This is a genomic window from Methylocystis sp. Uni0008, assembly GCF_056838045.1.
Map to the genome: position 1 here is coordinate 1,014,723 of NZ_CM166370.1, position 17,306 is coordinate 1,032,028.

At 66.5% G+C, this 17,306-nt stretch carries 17 protein-coding genes and 1 riboswitch; of the genes, 13 read left to right on the forward strand and 4 right to left on the reverse strand.

Annotated features, from left to right (window positions below):
• Window positions 1-85 precede the first annotated feature (85 nt).
• Window positions 86-1,123: a 30S ribosomal protein S2 gene (locus AC0X69_RS05030; RefSeq protein ID WP_482611881.1), complete on the reverse strand. Its 1,038-nt coding sequence runs from the start codon at window positions 1,121-1,123 to the stop codon at window positions 86-88.
• Between the two features lie 419 nt (window positions 1,124-1,542).
• Between AC0X69_RS05030 and AC0X69_RS05035 the strand changes: the two genes are divergently transcribed.
• On the forward strand, window positions 1,543-1,734 hold the full coding sequence (locus AC0X69_RS05035; protein ID WP_482611883.1) for a hypothetical protein: 192 nt from the start codon (window positions 1,543-1,545) through the stop codon (window positions 1,732-1,734).
• Window positions 1,735-1,891: 157 nt separating this feature from the next.
• On the opposite strand, the gene AC0X69_RS05040 is transcribed toward AC0X69_RS05035, so the two are convergent.
• The 3 genes from AC0X69_RS05040 to cobO form a co-directional block, all read right to left on the reverse strand.
• Entirely contained in the window at window positions 1,892-2,821 is a 930-nt protein-coding gene (locus AC0X69_RS05040) for a DMT family transporter (protein ID WP_482611885.1), read from the reverse strand.
• Complete coding sequence (locus tag AC0X69_RS05045) at window positions 2,818-3,861, reverse strand: sterol desaturase family protein (RefSeq protein WP_482611887.1); 1,044 nt, start codon at window positions 3,859-3,861, stop codon at window positions 2,818-2,820. The genes AC0X69_RS05040 and AC0X69_RS05045 overlap by 4 nt, the downstream gene beginning before the upstream one ends.
• A gap of 134 nt (window positions 3,862-3,995) precedes the next feature.
• Window positions 3,996-4,616, reverse strand: coding sequence for a cob(I)yrinic acid a,c-diamide adenosyltransferase (gene cobO, locus AC0X69_RS05050; protein ID WP_482613313.1), 621 nt, complete (start codon window positions 4,614-4,616; stop codon window positions 3,996-3,998).
• 48 nt (window positions 4,617-4,664) lie between these two features.
• Window positions 4,665-4,861, forward strand: a riboswitch (cobalamin riboswitch).
• 51 nt (window positions 4,862-4,912) lie between these two features.
• On the opposite strand from cobO, the gene AC0X69_RS05055 reads away from it, so the two are divergent.
• Genes AC0X69_RS05055 through AC0X69_RS05110 form a run of 12 tightly spaced genes read left to right on the forward strand, consistent with a single transcriptional unit; the run spans window position 4,913 to window position 17,238 of the window.
• Window positions 4,913-5,098: a CbtB domain-containing protein gene (locus AC0X69_RS05055; RefSeq protein WP_482611889.1), complete on the forward strand. Its 186-nt coding sequence runs from the start codon at window positions 4,913-4,915 to the stop codon at window positions 5,096-5,098.
• 12 nt (window positions 5,099-5,110) lie between these two features.
• Window positions 5,111-5,773, forward strand: coding sequence for a CbtA family protein (locus AC0X69_RS05060; RefSeq protein WP_482611891.1), 663 nt, complete (start codon window positions 5,111-5,113; stop codon window positions 5,771-5,773).
• Window positions 5,770-6,804, forward strand: coding sequence for a cobalamin biosynthesis protein CobW (gene cobW, locus AC0X69_RS05065; protein ID WP_482611893.1), 1,035 nt, complete (start codon window positions 5,770-5,772; stop codon window positions 6,802-6,804). Before AC0X69_RS05060 ends, cobW begins: the two co-directional genes overlap by 4 nt.
• Before the next feature lie 6 nt (window positions 6,805-6,810).
• Window positions 6,811-10,104, forward strand: coding sequence for a cobaltochelatase subunit CobN (gene cobN, locus AC0X69_RS05070; RefSeq protein ID WP_482611895.1), 3,294 nt, complete (start codon window positions 6,811-6,813; stop codon window positions 10,102-10,104).
• A complete protein-coding gene (cobG, locus tag AC0X69_RS05075) occupies window positions 10,088-11,368 on the forward strand; it encodes a precorrin-3B synthase (protein ID WP_482611897.1) in 1,281 nt (426 codons plus the stop codon). Before cobN ends, cobG begins: the two co-directional genes overlap by 17 nt.
• Window positions 11,365-11,997 carry a precorrin-8X methylmutase gene (locus AC0X69_RS05080; protein ID WP_482611899.1) on the forward strand — a complete coding sequence of 211 codons (633 nt, stop codon included), beginning with the start codon at window positions 11,365-11,367 and terminating at the stop codon, window positions 11,995-11,997. The genes cobG and AC0X69_RS05080 overlap by 4 nt, the downstream gene beginning before the upstream one ends.
• Window positions 11,994-12,758 (forward strand): precorrin-2 C(20)-methyltransferase, encoded by a 765-nt coding sequence (locus tag AC0X69_RS05085; protein ID WP_482611901.1) that lies wholly within the window; start codon window positions 11,994-11,996, stop codon window positions 12,756-12,758. Before AC0X69_RS05080 ends, AC0X69_RS05085 begins: the two co-directional genes overlap by 4 nt.
• On the forward strand, window positions 12,755-13,507 hold the full coding sequence (gene cobJ / locus AC0X69_RS05090) for a precorrin-3B C(17)-methyltransferase (protein ID WP_482611903.1): 753 nt from the start codon (window positions 12,755-12,757) through the stop codon (window positions 13,505-13,507). The genes AC0X69_RS05085 and cobJ overlap by 4 nt, the downstream gene beginning before the upstream one ends.
• Complete coding sequence (gene cbiE, locus AC0X69_RS05095) at window positions 13,504-14,706, forward strand: precorrin-6y C5,15-methyltransferase (decarboxylating) subunit CbiE (RefSeq protein WP_482611905.1); 1,203 nt, start codon at window positions 13,504-13,506, stop codon at window positions 14,704-14,706. The genes cobJ and cbiE overlap by 4 nt, the downstream gene beginning before the upstream one ends.
• Complete coding sequence (locus AC0X69_RS05100) at window positions 14,703-15,101, forward strand: cobalamin biosynthesis protein (protein ID WP_482611907.1); 399 nt, start codon at window positions 14,703-14,705, stop codon at window positions 15,099-15,101. The genes cbiE and AC0X69_RS05100 overlap by 4 nt, the downstream gene beginning before the upstream one ends.
• A complete protein-coding gene (gene cobM / locus AC0X69_RS05105) occupies window positions 15,098-15,862 on the forward strand; it encodes a precorrin-4 C(11)-methyltransferase (RefSeq protein WP_482611909.1) in 765 nt (254 codons plus the stop codon). The genes AC0X69_RS05100 and cobM overlap by 4 nt, the downstream gene beginning before the upstream one ends.
• Window positions 15,859-17,238 (forward strand): cobyrinic acid a,c-diamide synthase CobB, encoded by a 1,380-nt coding sequence (locus AC0X69_RS05110; protein ID WP_482611911.1) that lies wholly within the window; start codon window positions 15,859-15,861, stop codon window positions 17,236-17,238. The genes cobM and AC0X69_RS05110 overlap by 4 nt, the downstream gene beginning before the upstream one ends.
• The last annotated feature ends 68 nt before the right edge of the window (window positions 17,239-17,306 follow it).

Sequence of the window (17,306 nt, forward strand, 5' to 3'; positions counted from 1 at the left end):
GAAATTCCTTCTCAAGGGGTCATGCGACGACGCCGGCCCAATGGACCGGCGCGCGCGATTTAAGCGTAGGACTTGACGGAGTTGATCAGGCGGCGAGCAGCGCCTTCGCCTGATCGACCCAGCCGTCACGCGCAATGCGGCCGTTCAGCTTCAAATCCGCGTCGAGCTTTTCGACGTCGCCCGGCGCCATCGCGGCGATCTGCCAATAATGATAGACGCCGGCGTCGTTCAGCTTCTTGACGAGCTGCGGGCCGACGCCGTGCAGCTTCGCGAGATCGTCCGGCGCGCCGCGGGGCGCTGAGAGCAGTTCGAACGGCTCGCCGGGCGCTTCGAAATCCGCGCCTGCGCTCTCAACCGCTCCCGGCGCGCCGGCTTCGAGCGCCGGCTCCAGCGCCGGCGCTTCCTCGGCGCCGATATCGATTCCCATCGCGCCCTGACTGCGCGAAATGCCGTCGATCGCGGCGCGCGCCACAAGATCGCAGTAGAGCGCGATGGCGCGTCCGGCGTCGTCATTGCCAGGGATCGGATGCGTGACGCCGTCCGGATCGCAATTGGTGTCGAGCACCGCGACGACCGGGATCTTCAGGCGATTCGCCTCCTTGATCGCGAGCTGCTCCTTATTGGTGTCGATCACGAAGATCAGGTCCGGCGTGCCGCCCATGTCCTTGATGCCGCCGAGCGCTTTTTCGAGCTTGTCGCGCTCGCGGGTCAGCAGCAGGCGCTCTTTCTTGGTGATGCCGGAAGCGCCGGCCGAAAGCATCTCGTCGAGCTTGCGCAGACGGTTGATCGATCCGGATATCGTCTTCCAATTGGTGAGCGTGCCGCCCAGCCAGCGGGAATTGATGTAATATTGAGCGCTGCGCTTGGCGGCGTCGGCGATCTGCTCCTGCGCCTGGCGCTTGGTGCCGACGAACAGCACGCGTCCGCCCTTGGAGACAGTGTCCGAGATCGTCTTCAGCGCCTGATGGAGCAGCGGCACCGTCTGGGCGAGATCGATGATGTGGATGTTGTTGCGGGCGCCGAAGATAAAGGGCGCCATCTTCGGGTTCCAGCGATGCGCCTGATGGCCGAAGTGGGCGCCGGCCTCGAGAAGGCCGCGCATATTGAAGTCGGGAAGAGCCATGTGTCGTTTCTCCGGTTGAGCCTCGGCGAAAGATGAAGAGGCCGGACAACCGGCCACCGGAGCGACGTCTTGAGGCAGACGCCGCGTAACCCTCGCCTGTGGAATGGCGGGCTTATAGGCGATGCGCCCACGTGGGGCAAGGGCCGTGGCCACTAGGCGTCGGCGCCAGCTGGCGGCCGCCCCAGGTCGTCCGGCGCGCCGCCATTCACAGTCGCCGCGCGAGAGGCGCAGGCGCTAAATTTTTGCCTCGTCCGCGACCTCTTGTCGCAGATTAAAACATTGTTTTTTATTGAAAAACTAGCTTTTTTACCAGACGTTTCCGCCTTCGCATGAGCGCATTGCAAACCGCTTAGAAACAAGCTAGGCTCCCTCTCGATGCGGCAAGCATTCACGTAAAATCAAGAACAGGGGGAAAACGCATGGCCGTCAACGTTCACAGCTCTGGCGATATCGGCAAGATGCTGCTTTGGATCGCTGCTTTCGTCGCTTTCGTCGTTGTCGCTCTGACCTGGGTTCCGGATTGGATCTCTCCCCAGGGCACCAACGGCACGGGCAACCGCAACGGCATCGAGGGCAGCGGCACCGGTTCCACTGCCCGTATGATTCAGTAATACCCCTGCCGAACGACTTGCCGGGTGCGCGAGCTCCCGGCCTTGTCTTTTGGGAGGATGATTTGCCCGGTCACGGCGCAGATCACTTTGGAGCCGACGTTCTCGAACTCTCGAGCGTCGGCTTCCGCTTTTTGGGGCTGCTGTCGCGTTAGAACTGCTATCGCGCCCTGCCCCAGACCTGCGACAGCCAGCTTCGATATTGCGATGGCCAGAAATTTTGCAGCGCCGGTCCAGCTTCGACCAAGACGACGCTGAATAAAATCAGAACGCCGCCTGCGATCGCGCTTCCTGTCAGCCGCTCCGAGAGCAGGATTGCCCCCGACAACGCGGCGAAAACGCTCTCCAACGACATGATGAGCGCCGCTTCGGACGCTGGCGTATATCTGAGCGCAACGATCTGAAGCGTAAAGGCGACGCCTCCCGAGCAAAGCCCCGCATAGAGGATCGCCGGCAGCGCCGAGATCATGCCCTCATGCGAATAAGGCTCGAGGCCGAGACCTATGATCGCGCCAAGAACGCCCACGACGCCGAATTGCGCGAACGCCAGAAAATACGGCCGATCGGTGCGCTTCAGAAAGGTCGGCACGAGGCTGATCCCCGCGGCCCAGGCGATATCCGCGATCAACACCAGGCCGTCGCCCGACGTCCAGCTCTGCAACTGCGCGCCGTCGGTCAGCAGCCAGGCGCCCGCGACCGACACGATGGCGGCGACGAGAACGACCTGTCGCGGCCTCACGCCGGTTTGCTCATAGACGAACACGGGGACGAGGACGACATAGAGCGCCGTGAGAAATCCGCCGTTGCTCGCCGTCGTCGTGGCGAGGCCGACTTGCTGCAAAGCCGCGGCGGCGAAGACGCAAAAGCCGATAAGGCCGGCGAGAGGCAAATCGCTCTTCTTCAGCGGCGATGCAGTCTGGCTCCGCTCATAGAGCGCGAAAGGCGCCAGCGCGATGCACGACAGCAGAAAGCGGACGCCGACGAAGCTGATCGGCCCCATGAACTCGCCAGCATTTTTTTGAGCGATAAAGGCGGTTCCCCAGATGAAAGCCGCCAGCGCGAGCAGCACGTCGGCGCGAATGCGGCTCATAAAACGCCCGTGCTCTTGGGCCTCTGGCGGCGCTGCTCCATTCGCTCCAGCAATGCGCTCCATGCATCGACCAGCGCGCGCCAGAGCGCCAGAGCGGCTTTCGCGATCGGGACCGCCAATATGCCGACCACCGAATGCGGATCCGCGCCTTCCTCTTCGACGCCGTATTTGAGACGCGGATTGTCGGTCGAGGGAATCTCCAGGGACCCGAACATCCAGTCCCAAATGGCGAGGACGCTGCCGAAGTTGCGGTTAAAATGAATCGGATCTGTGGAATGGTGGATCTGGTGATGCGCGGGACTCAAGACGACGTGTCCCAATACGCCGCGAAACGGAATCCAGAACTGCGAATGCTGAAGATGGCCGATCGTCCAGAGGAAGAAGATGAACAGGATGTTCTTTCCGTCGACGGTGAAAGACTCCGTGGTTCGCCCAAAGAGCCAGGCCAGAACGCCAGAGGCGGAGCCGATAAAGATCGCCAGCATGTAGCCGAAGAAGATGTTGTCGATCGGATGATTGCGAAAGTTCGTCACCGGCGTCAGCACCTCGGCGGTGTGATGCACCTTGTGGAACTCCCACAAGAACGGAATGCGATGTTTGAGGTAGTGGTCGACCCAATAGCCGATCTCATACGCGAGAAAGAGCACGACGGTAGAGAAGATCTTTATCGACAGGCTGCAGCAAGCGACCGGCGCAAACTCGCCAAATGAGTTGCGCAGCGCGGCGCTCACGACTGTCGCGACGGCGTTCGACGATATGACAAGCGCGCCGACCACGACCGGCATCAGAACGACGCTCAAGGCGAAGAGCTTGACGTCCGCCGCGGATGATTTGGTGAGCAGGAGTCGCTTATCGAAGATCGCTCGGGCGATGGCGCGGAGATTGACGCGCCCCCGGCGCATCTTGCGCCGATAGGCCAGCGCGCAGACGGCGATGAAAAACGTCGTCGCCAGGGAATAGACAGAAAAAATCGAGCCCGCCGAAAACAGTTCGCCGGAGACCTTCGCAGCGGAAAAGCGGAGCGCGCCGTAGATGTCCATCGAGCTTTCGATCCGTCGATTTTGAGCGTTTGTCGGGCGGACGCGCCTCGCAACTCTCTGCCTGCAAAGCGTATTCGCTACGCGGGCCGCTGCCAAGAGCGACATGCCGCCACGCGTGAGCGCCTCCGTCCGAATTAGAATTCTATGCCTTCCTGCGCCTTCACTCCCGCAGTGAAGTGATGCTTGACCAGCGTCATTTCGGTGACGAGATCCGCCGCGGCGATGAGCTCCGGCTTGGCGTTGCGCCCGGTCACGACGACGTTGAGGTCCCCCCGCCGCGCGGCGAACGCCGCCAGCACCTCGTCGAGCGGCAGATGCTCGTAGCGCAGCGAAATGTTCAGTTCATCGAGCACGAGAAGACGCACTTCGGGATCGTCCATCAGTTCGCGCGCCTTCTCCCACGCGCGCCGCGCCGCGGCTTCGTCGCGGGCGCGGTCCTGGGTCTCCCAGGTGAAGCCTTCGCCAAGCGTGTGCCAGGAGACTCGACCGAACTCCTGGCCAAGCTTTTCGAGCATATTGCGCTCGCCGGTGCGCCACTGGCCCTTGCCGAACTGCACGACGCCGATCTTCCAGCCATGGCCGAGCGCCCGCAGCGCCAGACCGAACGCGGCCGTCGATTTGCCCTTGCCGGGTCCGGTGTGCACGACCAGCAGGCCCTTGCGCGCGATCGTCTTGCCGGCGACCTCGGCGTCCTGGACCGCCTTGCGCTTCTCCATTTTGAGACGATGCCGGCGCGCCTCGTCGTCTTCGTTCATCTCGGTCACGCGGCGCTCCTTGGCGGTTTGACGGAAGCATAAGCCGCGCATATGACTAATCGGGACGGTCCTTCGCAAGAAGTCAAAAGGGAACGCGGCGCGGGCGTTTTGACCCCTATCCGCGGCTGCCCCCGCAACTGTAGCCGGCGAGGGCTGCGCCATCCGCCACTGAGCCTAACGCTTGGGAAGGCGGCGCGGTCCGACGAGCCGGAAGCCAGGAGACCTGCCGTCTTGGCGATCGCTTCCGATCGCCGCACGCATCGCATCGCCGCCGGTGGGGCGGCAGGGAGACCGATATGAACGCCAAGTCCGCCGCCAATGTCGCCGCTCTTGCAACTTCCAGATCCGAAGCGCTGAGGGCCGCCGCCGTCGCGCTCATTCTCGGCTTCGGCTTCGTCTGGCTTTCAGGCTTCGCTTATCCCGAAAGCGTGCATGACGCGGCGCATGACACGCGACACGCGCTCTCCTTCCCCTGCCACTAGGCTCCAACGCGCTTGATCGCGCGCGTTTTGATGACCGGCCTCATCGCCGGCCTTGTCGCCGGGCTTGCGGTCGCGGCCCTGCAGCACTTCACCACGACCCCGCTCATCCTCGCCGCCGAGGTCTATGAGGCGGCGCCGCATGCGCATAACGCCGCCGAGGCGGGCCCGACGTTCTCGGGCCTGAGCCGCACGGCCGCGACCAGCGTGGCGACGATCGCCGTTTCGATCGGCTATGCGCTCATCCTGCTCGCCGCGATGCTCCTCTCCGGCGACGCCATCGCGCCGCGCCGCGCCGCCCTTTGGGGCGCCTGCGCCTTCGCCGCGACGGGGCTGGCGACCGCTCTCGGGCTCGCCCCGCAGCTTCCCGGCATGGCGGAAACCGAACTCGGTGCCCGTCAGATCTGGTGGCTCGCGACGGCGCTGTCGACCGGCGCCGGTCTCTACGCCCTGCTGCGGCTCGACTCGGCGGCGGCGAAGCTCGTCGGCGTCGCGCTGATCGTCGCGCCGCAGTTCTTCGCGCCGACGCCCGCCACGCCCGAGAGCACGGCGCCGGCGGAACTCGCCGCGCGCTTCGCCGCCTCATCGCTCGCCGTTCAGGCGATCAGCTGGGCGCTCGCGGGCACGCTTGTCGGCCTCGTCTGGCGCTTCATGTCGCGCGAAGGAGAGTCGGCATGAGCGGCGCCAAAATTCCTGCGACGATCGTCACCGGCTTTCTTGGCGCGGGGAAGACGACGCTCATTCGTCATGTGCTCGAAAACGCCAGGGACCGGCGTCTCGCGCTCGTGATCAATGAGTTTGGCGATGTCGGCGTCGACGGGGAAATCCTGCGCGCCTGCGGCGTGGAAAATTGTCCCGACGAGAACATCGTCGAACTCGCCAACGGCTGTTTGTGCTGCACCGTCGCCGACGATTTCGTGCCGGCGATCGAGGCGCTGCTCGCGCATGAGAATCGTCCCGATCACATCATCATCGAAACATCGGGGCTGGCGCTGCCGAAGCCGCTCGTCAAGGCGTTCGACTGGCCGGCGATCCGCTCCAAGCTGACGGTCGACGGCGTCATCGCCGTGATCGACGGAAAGGCCGTGGCGGAAGGCCGTTTCGCCGACGATCTCGACGCCATCGCGCAGGAGCGCGAAGACACGCAGACGATCGATCACGACAATCCGCTCGAAGAAGTGTTCGAGGATCAGCTCGCCTGCGCCGATCTGATCATTCTCAACAAGACCGATCTGCTTGACGCGGGCGAGGAACGCGCGGTCGCCAATCGTCTGACGCAAGGCGCGCGTCAAGCCGCCAAAGTCGTGCGCGCGAGCGGCGGACGAGTCGATCCGCTCGTGCTGCTCGGCCTTTCCGCGGCGGCCGAGGACGACATCGCGAACCGGCCGTCGCATCACGACGCCGAGCCGGAACATGACCACGACGACTTCGACAGTTTCGTCGTCTCTCTCTCTGCGGTAAGCGATCCAACGGCGCTGGTCGCGAGACTGGCCGAGGCGGCCCGCGTTCATGACGTGCTGCGCATAAAGGGGTTCGTTGAAGTCGTCGGCAAGCCGATGCGCCTGCTCGTGCAAGGCGTCGGCGCGCGCGTCGAACATCACTTCGATCGCGCGTGGAAGCCCGACGAGCAGCGCGTGAGCCGTGTCGTGATCATCGGCGAGAAGGGCCTCAATCGCGACGCCGTCATCGCCACGCTGGCGCAGCCGTGACGCGAGATGCATCTTCTCCCGCGCGATCTCCATAATCTCGACGACGCCGGCGCGGCGGTCGACCTCGGACAGTCGCCCGCGGACATTGTGTTCCTGTCCTTCTCGGATTCGGAGCTGGGGCTGCTCGCGCGGCTCTATGAGCAAAGCGGCGCGACGCTTCCGAGCCTGCGCTGCGCGTCGCTCGCGCAGTTGAAGCACCCCTACTCCGTCGATCTCTATCTCGACGCCGTGGCGCGACATGCGCGGCTGATCGTCGTTCGGCTGCTCGGTGGCAAGGACTATTGGGCCTATGGCGTCGAACAACTCGAGGCGCTCGCGCGCGCCAATCGAATCGCGCTCGCGATTGTGCCCGGCGACGCCCATGACGACGCGCGGCTGAAGCAGGCGTCGACGCTCGATGCGCAGACGCTCAATCGTATCTGGCGCTTCTTTCAGGACGGCGGGCCGGACAATCTGCGACCATTCCTCGGCTACGCCGCGACGCTCACCGGCCATCCGGCGCCGTGGCGCGAAAGCGCTCCCGTCGGCAGCGCCGGGCGGTTCGAGGCCGCGTGCCGCGCGGGCGGCGTCTTGCGGGCGACGATCGTCTTCTATCGCGCCATGTTCCTCGCCGACGACGTCGCGCCGATCGTCGCGCTCGCCGAGGCGCTGGCGCAGCGGGGTTTCGCCGTTGAAGCGCTTTATGTCGCGAGCTTGAAGGAAGCTGAAAGCGAAGCCTTCATGTCGCGCGCGCTCGAAGCTTTCGCGCCCGACGTCATTCTCAACGCCACCGCGTTTTCGGCGCGGCGCGATGGGGGAAGCGTTCTCGATCTCGCCGACGCGCCGGTGCTGCAGGTTGCGCTCGCGACCGCCTCGCGCGACGCGTGGGCGGCTTCGATGCGCGGGGCCAACGGCGCCGATCTCGCGATGAATGTCGTTCTGCCGGAAGTCGACGGACGCATTTTCACGCGCGCGATTTCCTTCAAGGAGGAAGCGCCGCTGCGCCGCGCGGCGCAATTCAGCGAGGCGCATCACGCGCCGGAGCAATCGCGCATCGACTTCGTCGCGGACCTCGCGCTGAGCTGGTCACGGCTGCGGCGCAAGCCCAATCGAGAAAAGAGCCTCGCGCTCATTCTCTCCGACTATCCGGCGCGGCGCGGCCGCGGCGGCTACGCCATCGGTCTCGACGCGGAAGCGAGCGTGCATGAGATCGTCGCGGGGCTGCGCGAAGCGGGATATGACATTGGCGCGGCGCCCGCAGAGAGGACGATCCGCGCCCTCGAAGACGCCGCACAAACGATCGAAATTTCGCTCGATGATTACCGAGGCTGGCTCGCCGCTCTTCCCGCCGACTTCGTGGCGAGCGTCAATGTTGCATGGGGCGCGCCGCAGGACGATCCGGCAGCCGTCGACGGCGCCTTCCGATTTTCTTGCCTCAACGCCGGCAGGCTCATCGTCGCGCTGCAGCCCGACCGCGGCGCGCGCGCCGAACGCTACGAGACCTACCACGACGTGCAGCGCCCGCCGCGCCATTCCTATCTCGCCTTCTATCTCTGGCTGCGGCATGTGCGAGGGATCGACGCGCTCATTCATCTCGGCGCGCATGGCACGCTCGAATGGCTTCCCGGCAAATCCGTCATGCTGTCCGAGTCCTGCGCGCCGGAAGCCGCGCTCGGACCGACGCCGCTCATCTATCCGTTCATCGTCAATGATCCAGGCGAAGCTGCGCAGGCGAAGCGCCGCGCCTGCGCCGTGACGATCGGCCATCTGACGCCGCCGCTCGTCGACGCCGAACTGTTCGACGCGGCGGCGAAGATCGAAACGCTGCTCGACGAATACGCGACAGCGAACGCGCTCGACGCGCGCCGAGCCAAACTCATCGCCGGCGCGATCATCGACGAAGCCGATCGCAGCGGCCTTGCCGCGGAATGCGGCGTCTCGCGCGATATGGATATTGCCGAGACGTTGACGCGGCTCGACGCGTGGATGTGCGATCTGAAGGAGATGCGCATCGGCGACGGTCTGCATGTCTACGGCCGCGCCGACGACGATCCGTCGCGCGACGCCTGCGCGCGGACCGAACGTGAGGCGCTTCTGTCTGCGCTTTCAGGCCGCTTCATCGAGCCAGGCCCGGCCGGCGCGCCCTCGCGCGGACGCGCCGACGTTCTGCCGACTGGCCGCAACCTCTATTGCATCGATCCGCGCCATGCGCCGACGCAGACGGCTTGCGACATCGGCCGGCGCGCGGCGACGGAAGTGATGACGCGCCATGCGCAGCAGCATGGCGAATTTCCGCGTCACATCATGCTCGATCTCTGGGGCAGCGCGACGATCCGCACCGGCGGCGAGGATTTCGCGCAAGCGCTCGCGCTGCTCGGCGCCGCGCCGCGCTGGGACGCCGCAAGCGCCCGCATCATCGGCTTCGAAATCCTGCCCCAAGCGCGGCTCGACTTTCCGCGCGTCGACGTGACGCTGCAGGTTTCGGGACTGTTTCGCGACATGTTCCCCAACCTGATCGCGCTGTTCGACGACGCCGTGCGCGCCGTCGCCGCGCTCGATGAAGACCCCGCGTTCAATCCGCTTAAGACCGCCGACGATCTGCGTCGTGTCTTCGGCGCCGCCGACGGAACTTACGGGCTTGGCGTGAGCGATCGCGTGGTCCGCGGCCTGTGGTCGAACCGCGACGATCTTGCGCGCGCTTATCTTTCCGCCGCCGGTCACGCCTATAATCGCTCGGGCGAAAGCAACGAAGCCGTCGCGGCCTTCAGCGCGCGCGTCGCGGTTGCTGACGCGCATGTCCATGTTCAGGACATGGCGGAGGTCGACGTCCTGATCGGGCCGGCTTTCGCCGATTGTGAAGGGGGCTTCGCCGCCGCCAACGCGATGCTAGGCGGCGCGGCCGACCTGCTGCATCTCGACGCGACGCGGCCGGATCGCCTGCGCACGCGAGCGCTCAAAGATGAGATCGCGCGCGTCCTGCGCATGCGACTCGCAAATCCACGATGGCTGCAAGGCCAGATGCGGCATGGCCACCGCGGCGCCGGCGAAATCGCTGAAACGATTGATAATCTCTATGCTTTCGCCGCGACAAGCGGCCTCATTAGCGACGCGCAATTCGATCTCGCTTTTAACGCGACCTTGGGCGATGATGCGACCCGTGATTTTCTCGCCGGAGAAAATCCCCGCGCGCTGGAGGCGATCGCGCGCGTTTTTTGCGAAGCGCTCGCGCGCGGCTTGTGGAATACGCAACGCAACAGCGTGCGCGACGCCTTAAGCGCTATCGAACGCCAAGAGGGAGGGCGTTTTGCAGCCGAGGCCTGAAATCAAAGGCTGGTGTCCTGGAGCTTTCGCGCCCATGCCGAGCGGCGACGGGTTGCTGATCCGCGCCAAGGCGGTCGGCTCTCGCATGGACGCGGCCCAGGCGCGGGAGATCGCGCGAACTGCGGAAGCCTGCGGGAATGGGTTGATCGATCTGTCGCAGCGCGCTCAGTTGCAGTTGCGCGGCATCAGCGAGGCGACGATCGCCGAAGCGCTGCGCCGGCTTGAAGGCATCGGCATGCTTCCGCAGAACGCGGACGCCGAACGCGTCACCAATATCATCGCGTCGCCGCTCGCCGGTCTGATTCCCGGCCTGTTCGACGCCAACGCGATGGCGGCGGAGCTCGCCGCCGAATTGCAGCGCGACGCGGCGCTGCGTGCGCTGCCGCCGAAATCTCTTTTTCTGCTCGATGACGGCGGCGCGCTGTCGCTTGCCGACGTCGAGGCCGACATCCGCATAGAAGCGGCCGCAAACGGACAGATCGCGGTCCGCATCGCCGAGGTCCCCGATCGGGCGATATTCGTCGACGCTGAACGAGCGCTCGACGTTGCGCTGCGATTGGCGCGCGCCTTTGTGGAGCTGCGCGACCAGCATGCAAATCGATTCAGACGCGTGCGCACACTGGTCGAAGCGCTTGGCGCTGAAGCGCTGGCGCGCGCGTCTGGTCTCGTCATGCGCGTCTCCAAGGAAGCGCGCGCCCCAGCGCCGCGCGCGCATATTTTCGGGGCGCAACGCCGCGGCGCCGTCGCTTACGCGGGCGTCGGCGCGCCTTTCGGCCGCTGGCGCGCAGATGAACTTCACGCGGCGGCCGATTGTGCGCGCAACGAAGGAACAGGCGAATTGCGCCTGACCCCGTGGCGCGCCTTGCTGATCGTCACGCATGACGAAGACGCTGCGCGACGCGTCGTCTCCTGCGCGCGAAAGCACGATCTCATCACGGCGCCAGACGACAAGCGCCTCGCGGTCATCGCTTGTCCCGGCGCGCCGGAATGTCCCCAGGCGCTCGGCGAGACGCGCGCGCATGTCATGGATCTCGCGCCGCTCGCGCAAAAGATCGTCGGCGCCGACGGCGTCGGGGTGCATCTTTCGGGCTGCGCCAAAGGCTGCGCGCGGCAGAGCGCCTCGCCGGTCACGCTGCTTGCCTGCGCCGACGGGTTTGACCTTATCGAGAACGCCGGCGCCGATGGCGCGCCGCGCCTCAGGTCGCTGACTTTTGAGGACGTCGTTCGCGAACTTTCCGCGCGCGCGAACGAAAGACCGCAATGAACAGCCGCTTCGACTATATCCACGACGGCGCACAGATCTATGCGCGCTCCTTTGCGACCATTCGCGCGGAGTCGAATCTCGCGCGTTTCACGCCGGAGCAGGAAAAGATCGCGGTGCGCATGATCCATGCTTGCGGCATGGTGGAAGTCGCGGACGACATCGAGTTCTCGCCCGATTTCGTCGCCGCGGCGCGCGACGCGCTGCAAAGGGGCGCGCCGATTCTATGCGACTCCAACATGGTCGCGCATGGCGTGACGCGTTCGCGCCTGCCGGCAGAAAATCAGGTCGTCTGCACGCTGCTCGAACCGCGCGTGCCGACCCTCGCGGCGGAGATCGGCAATACGCGCAGCGCCGCAGCGCTGGAGCTGTGGCGTAACCGCCTCGACGGCGCGCTGGTCGCGATCGGCAATGCGCCGACGGCGCTGTTCCGCCTTCTGGAAATGATCGACGAAGGCGCGCTGCCGCCCGCCGCGATCATCGGCATGCCGGTTGGTTTCGTCGGCGCCGCGGAATCCAAGGAGGCGCTGCGCCAGGACGGGCGAGTCCCGTTCGTCATCGTGAAAGGCCGCAAGGGGGGCAGCGCCATGGCCGCCGCCGCCATCAATGCGCTGGCGAGCGAGCAGGAATGAACGCGCTCGCATCGACATCGCATGAGGGCGTCGCGGCGCTGGGGGCGCTGATCGGCGTCGGCCTCGGTCCCGGCGATCCCGAGCTCGTGACCGTCAAGGCCGCGCGCCTCATCGGCGCCGCGAAGGTCGTCGCCTTTTTCGCCAAGCGCGGACGCGCGAGTCACGCGCGCGCGATCGCCGCGCATTATCTGTCGCCCGGCTGCGAAGAGATTGCGCTGCTTTATCCGGTGACGACGGAGATCCCGTTCGATCAGCCGGAATATGTTCAGTCGCTTCAGCAATTCTATGAAGACTGCGTGATGCGCATTCGCGCCGTGCTCGAAGCCGGCCGCGACGTGACGCTGCTCTGTGAAGGCGATCCGCTGCTTTACGGCTCATTCATGCATATGTTCGCGCGGCTCGACTCGCGCTTCCGCATCGAGATTTGCGCCGGAGTCTCCGGCATGTCCGGCTGTTTCGCAGCTGCGCGCCAGCCGATGGCCTGGGGCGACGACGTTCTCACCGTTCTGCCGGCGACGCTCGACGAAGATTCCCTCGCCTCTCGTCTGTCCGCCACTGACGCCGCCGTGGTGATGAAGCTCGGCGGCAATTTCGCCAAGCTGCGCCGCGCCATGACTCGCGCCGGCGTCATCGACCGCGCGATCTATGTCGAACGCGGCGCGATGCCCGGCGAGAAGATCATGCGCTTTACCGACAAGCGCGACGATGACGCGCCCTATTTCTCGATGGCGCTGGTGCCGGGGCGAGGCCGGCGCCCTTGAGCGGCGCGCTTGACATCGTCGGCCTCGGTCCGGCCGACGCGCGATGGCTGACGCACGAAGCGCAAGACGCGCTCGGCGAGGCGCAGGACATCATCGGCTATGCGCCTTATGTGGCGCGCGTTCCGGAGCGCGCGGGCCAGATGCGGCTTGCTAGCGACAATCGCGTCGAAATCGACCGCGCCCGGGAGGCGCTCGCGCGCGCCGCGCAAGGACGCCGGGTCGCCGTTGTCTCTGGCGGCGACCCTGGCGTCTTCGCGATGGCGGCTGCGGTGTTCGAGGCGGTCGACGGCGGCCCGCGCGAATGGCGCGATCTCGACATTCGCGTGCTGCCCGGCGTTTCGGCGATGCAGGCGGCGGCGGCGCGTCTTGGCGCCCCGCTCGGTCACGACTTCTGCGCGATTTCGCTCTCCGACAATCTCAAGCCATGGGACGTGATCGCCAAGCGGCTCGAACACGCCGCGCAGGGCGACTTCGTCATCGCGCTATATAATCCCGCGTCGCGGGCGCGGCCGACGCGCATCATTGACGCCTTCGCGCTGCTGCGCCGCCATCTTCCGGGCGAAACCTTCGTCGGGCTCGCGAAATCCGTCGGCCGCGAGAATGAAGAAATCATTCTGACGCGGCTCGACGAGGCGGAGAGCGAGAAGGTCGACATGTCGACGCTCGTCGTGATCGGCGCGAGCGGCACGCGCCGCATCGCGCGCGAGGGCGCCCGCGACTGGGTCTATACGTCGCGGAAGGCGACATGAACACGCCATGGCTGTCGCTGATCGGCGTCGGCGAGGATGGCGCCGAGGCGCTGACGCCCGCGGCGCGGGCGCTCATCGCGCGAGCCTCGCTGATCGTCGGCGGCGCGCGCCATCTCGCCATGATCGACGCGCCAGCCGAGAGACTGCAGTGGCCGTCGCCGCTCTCCGACGCGATGCCGCGCATTCTCGCGCAGCGCGGCAAGCCCACCGTCGTTCTCGCCTCAGGCGATCCCTTCTTCTACGGCGTCGGCGATCTCGTCGCGCGCCATGTCGCGCGCGACGAAATGTTCTGCATTCCGGTGCCCTCGGCTTTTTCGCTCGCGGCGGCGCGGCTCAAATGGAGCCAGCAGGACTGCGCGCTACTCTCGCTGCACGGGCGCGCCTTCGAGCGCCTCACGCCGCATCTGCAGCCGCGCGCGCGGCTCCTCGCGCTCTCCTGGGACGAAACGACGCCCGCGCGCCTCGCGCGGCATCTCGTCGAACGCGGCATGGGCGGTTCGCGCGTTCATGTGCTTGAACGGCTCGGCGGTCCGCATGAGCGCGTGCGCGACGCCCGCGCCGACGCATTCGCGCTCGACGACATTGCGCCGCTCAACACGGTCGCCATCGAAGTGGAAGCTGATGGCGACGCGCCAGTCATTCCGCTGACGCCGGGTCTTCCCGACGACTGGTTCGAGCATGACGGGCAGCTCACCAAGCGCGACATTCGCGCCCTGACGCTCTCGGCGCTCGCGCCGCGCAGGGGCGAATTGCTCTGGGACGTCGGCGCGGGCGCTGGCTCGATCGCGATCGAATGGATGCTGAGCGATTCCGCTAACCGCGCGATCGCCATCGAGCGCGATGGGGCACGCGCGGCGCGCATCGCGCGCAACGCGCTGTCGCTCGGCGTTCCGGACTTGCGCGTGGTCGATGGCGAAGCGCCGCAGGCGCTTGCCGGGCTCGAAACGCCGCAGGCGATCTTTATCGGCGGCGGCGCCGATGCGGCGACGCTTGCCGCCGCCTGGGACGCCCTCCCCCGGTATGGGCGCATCGTCGTCAACGCCGTGACGATCGAAACTCAGGCGCTCCTCGCCGACGCATATCGCGACAAGGGCGGCGAGCTGCTTCATCTACAGATCGCGCATGCGCGCCCGATCGGGCGCTTTCATGCGCTCGACCCCGCGATGGCGGTCATGCAATGGCGCGCGGTGAAGCGATGACAGCGCGCTACGCCTTCGGACTCGGCGCAAGGCGCGGCGTCGCGGCGCAGGACGTCGTCGAACTCGTGCGCCGCGTCGCGCAGACGCATGACGTCGATCTACGCGATGCAAAACTCTGCGCCCTCGAAAGCAAGGCGCAGGAAGCCGGGCTGCACGACGCCGCGCGCGAGCTCGGCGTCGAACTCGTCTTTCTGCCACTTGCCGAACTGCGCGCACGCAAGGGCCCGTCGGCGACGCATTCGCCGCGCGTGCAGGCGCTGTTTGGCGTCGGCAGCGTCGCCGAGGCTGCGGCGCTCGTCGGCGCCGGACCGAACAGCCGGCTTGTCGCGCCGCGCGTGATGACGCCGGTCGCCGCCTGCGCTCTGGCGAAACGCGTCGAAGAGGAAGATTCATGACCGTGCATTTCATCGGAGCTGGCCCAGGCGCCGCCGATCTGCTCACTCTGCGCGGCCGCGATCTCATCGCGCGATGTCCGGTGTGTCTTTACGCGGGCTCGCTCGTGCCTCCCGGCGTGCTGGCGCATTGTCCGCAAGATGCGCGCATCGTCGACACGGCGCCGCTGTCGCTCGACGACATCATCGCTGAGATGCAGAAGGCGCATGACGCCGGCTTCGACGTCGCGCGGCTGCATTCCGGCGACCTCTCGATCTGGAGCGCCGTCGGAGAGCAGATGCGCCGCCTCGATGCGCTGCAGATCCCCTACACGATGACGCCGGGCGTGCCGGCCTTCGCGGCGGCGAGCGCGGCTTTAAAGCGCGAACTCACCCTGCCCGAAGTCGCGCAATCGCTGGTGCTGACGCGCACCTCGGGGCGCGCGTCGTCCATGCCCGAGAGCGAGAGGCTCGCGACATTCGCGCAATCCGGCGCGACGCTCGCGATCCATCTCTCGATCCATGTCCTCGCGCAGGTGGTCGAGGAGCTGACTCCCTATTACGGCGGCGGCTGCCCCGTCGCCCTCGTCTACCGCGCTTCATGGCCGGACGAGCGGATCGTGCGCGGCGCGCTCGCCGACATCGAAGCGCGCGCCGCCGAAACGCCGATGGAGCGCACGGCGCTCATTCTCGTCGGACCGGCGCTCGCGAGCGAAGATTTCCGCGAGAGTGCGCTGTATGATGCGGGCTATGATCGGCGCTTTCGGCCGAGAGGCGAAAGGTGAACGCGCCCGGCCTGCTGATCGGCGCCGCTCGTTCGTCGTCAGGCAAGACGACGCTGACCCTCGGCTTGATGCGGGCGCTGACGCGGCGCGGCTTGCGCGTCGCGCCAGTCAAATGCGGGCCTGACTACATCGATCCCGCCTTTCACGCGGCGGCGACGGGGCGTTCGAGCGTAAACCTCGATTCCTGGGCGATGAACGCCGATCTGATCGCGAGTCTTGCCGCGCGCACGAGCGAAAACGCCGACATCGTCATCGCCGAGGGGGCCATGGGGGTCTTCGATGGCGCGCCGGGTGGCGTGGCAGGCGTCGGCGCCAGCGCCGACATCGCCGCCCTGCTCGGCTGGCCGGTCGTTCTCGTTCATGACGTCTCCGGCCAGGGGCAGACCGCGGCCGCGATCGTGCGCGGGATCGCCGCGCATGATCCGCGCGTGACAGTGGCGGGCGTGGTGCTGAACCGCGTCGGCTCCGAACGACATCGCACGCTCGCCGGCGAAGCGATCGAGGCGCTCGGCATGCCGGTGTTCGGCGCGTTGCCGCGCGACGAGAAAATCATGCTGCCCGAACGCCATCTCGGTCTGGTGCAGGCCGGCGAGACGGAAGGACTCGACGCGCGCCTCGACGCGCTCGCGGATTTCGTGGAAGCGCATGTGGATGTGGCGGCGATCGTCGCGGCCGCCACGGCCCACACCTCCCCCTTGATGGGGGAGGTCGTCGGGCGAAGCCCGACGGGAGGGGGTGAACTTTCACCCCACCCCGCATTGCTTCGCAATGCGACCCTCCCCGTCAAGGGGAGGGTGGCGCCCGCGCAGCGCATCGCGGTCGCGCGCGACGACGCCTTTTCCTTTTTCTATCCGCATCTCGCGCAGAGCTGGCGCGAGGCCGGCGCGGAGCTCCGCTTCTTTTCGCCCCTCGCCGACGAAGCGCCGTCCGAGGATTGCGATCTCTGCTGGCTGCCGGGCGGTTATCCGGAGCTGCACGCCGGCAAGCTGTCCGCAGCGCGCCGCTTCATGCAGGGTCTCCGGCGTTTCGCCAAGGAGCGGTGGGTTCACGGCGAATGCGGCGGCTACATGGTTCTCGGCCGCGCGCTGATCGACGCCGCCGGCGAGGCGCATGAAATGGCGGGCCTGCTCGAACTGGAAACGAGCTTCGCCCGGAGGAAGCTGCATCTCGGCTATCGGCGCGCAAGACTGGCGGCGGACCATCCGCTGGGCGGCGCCGGCGCTCGCCTGCGTGGGCACGAATTCCACTATGCGACCGTTCTGCGCGAAGAAGGCGAACCTTTCGCCCTGGCGAAGGACGCCTATAGCGACGATGAGCGGCCGGCGGGACTGGCGAACAACGGCGTTTCCGGCTCTTTTTTCCACCTTATGGCGTAAAAAAGGGCCGCCGGAGAACCAGCGGCCCAAGTCAAGGGAGGAAACGCCCAAGGAGGGCTACGAAGCGA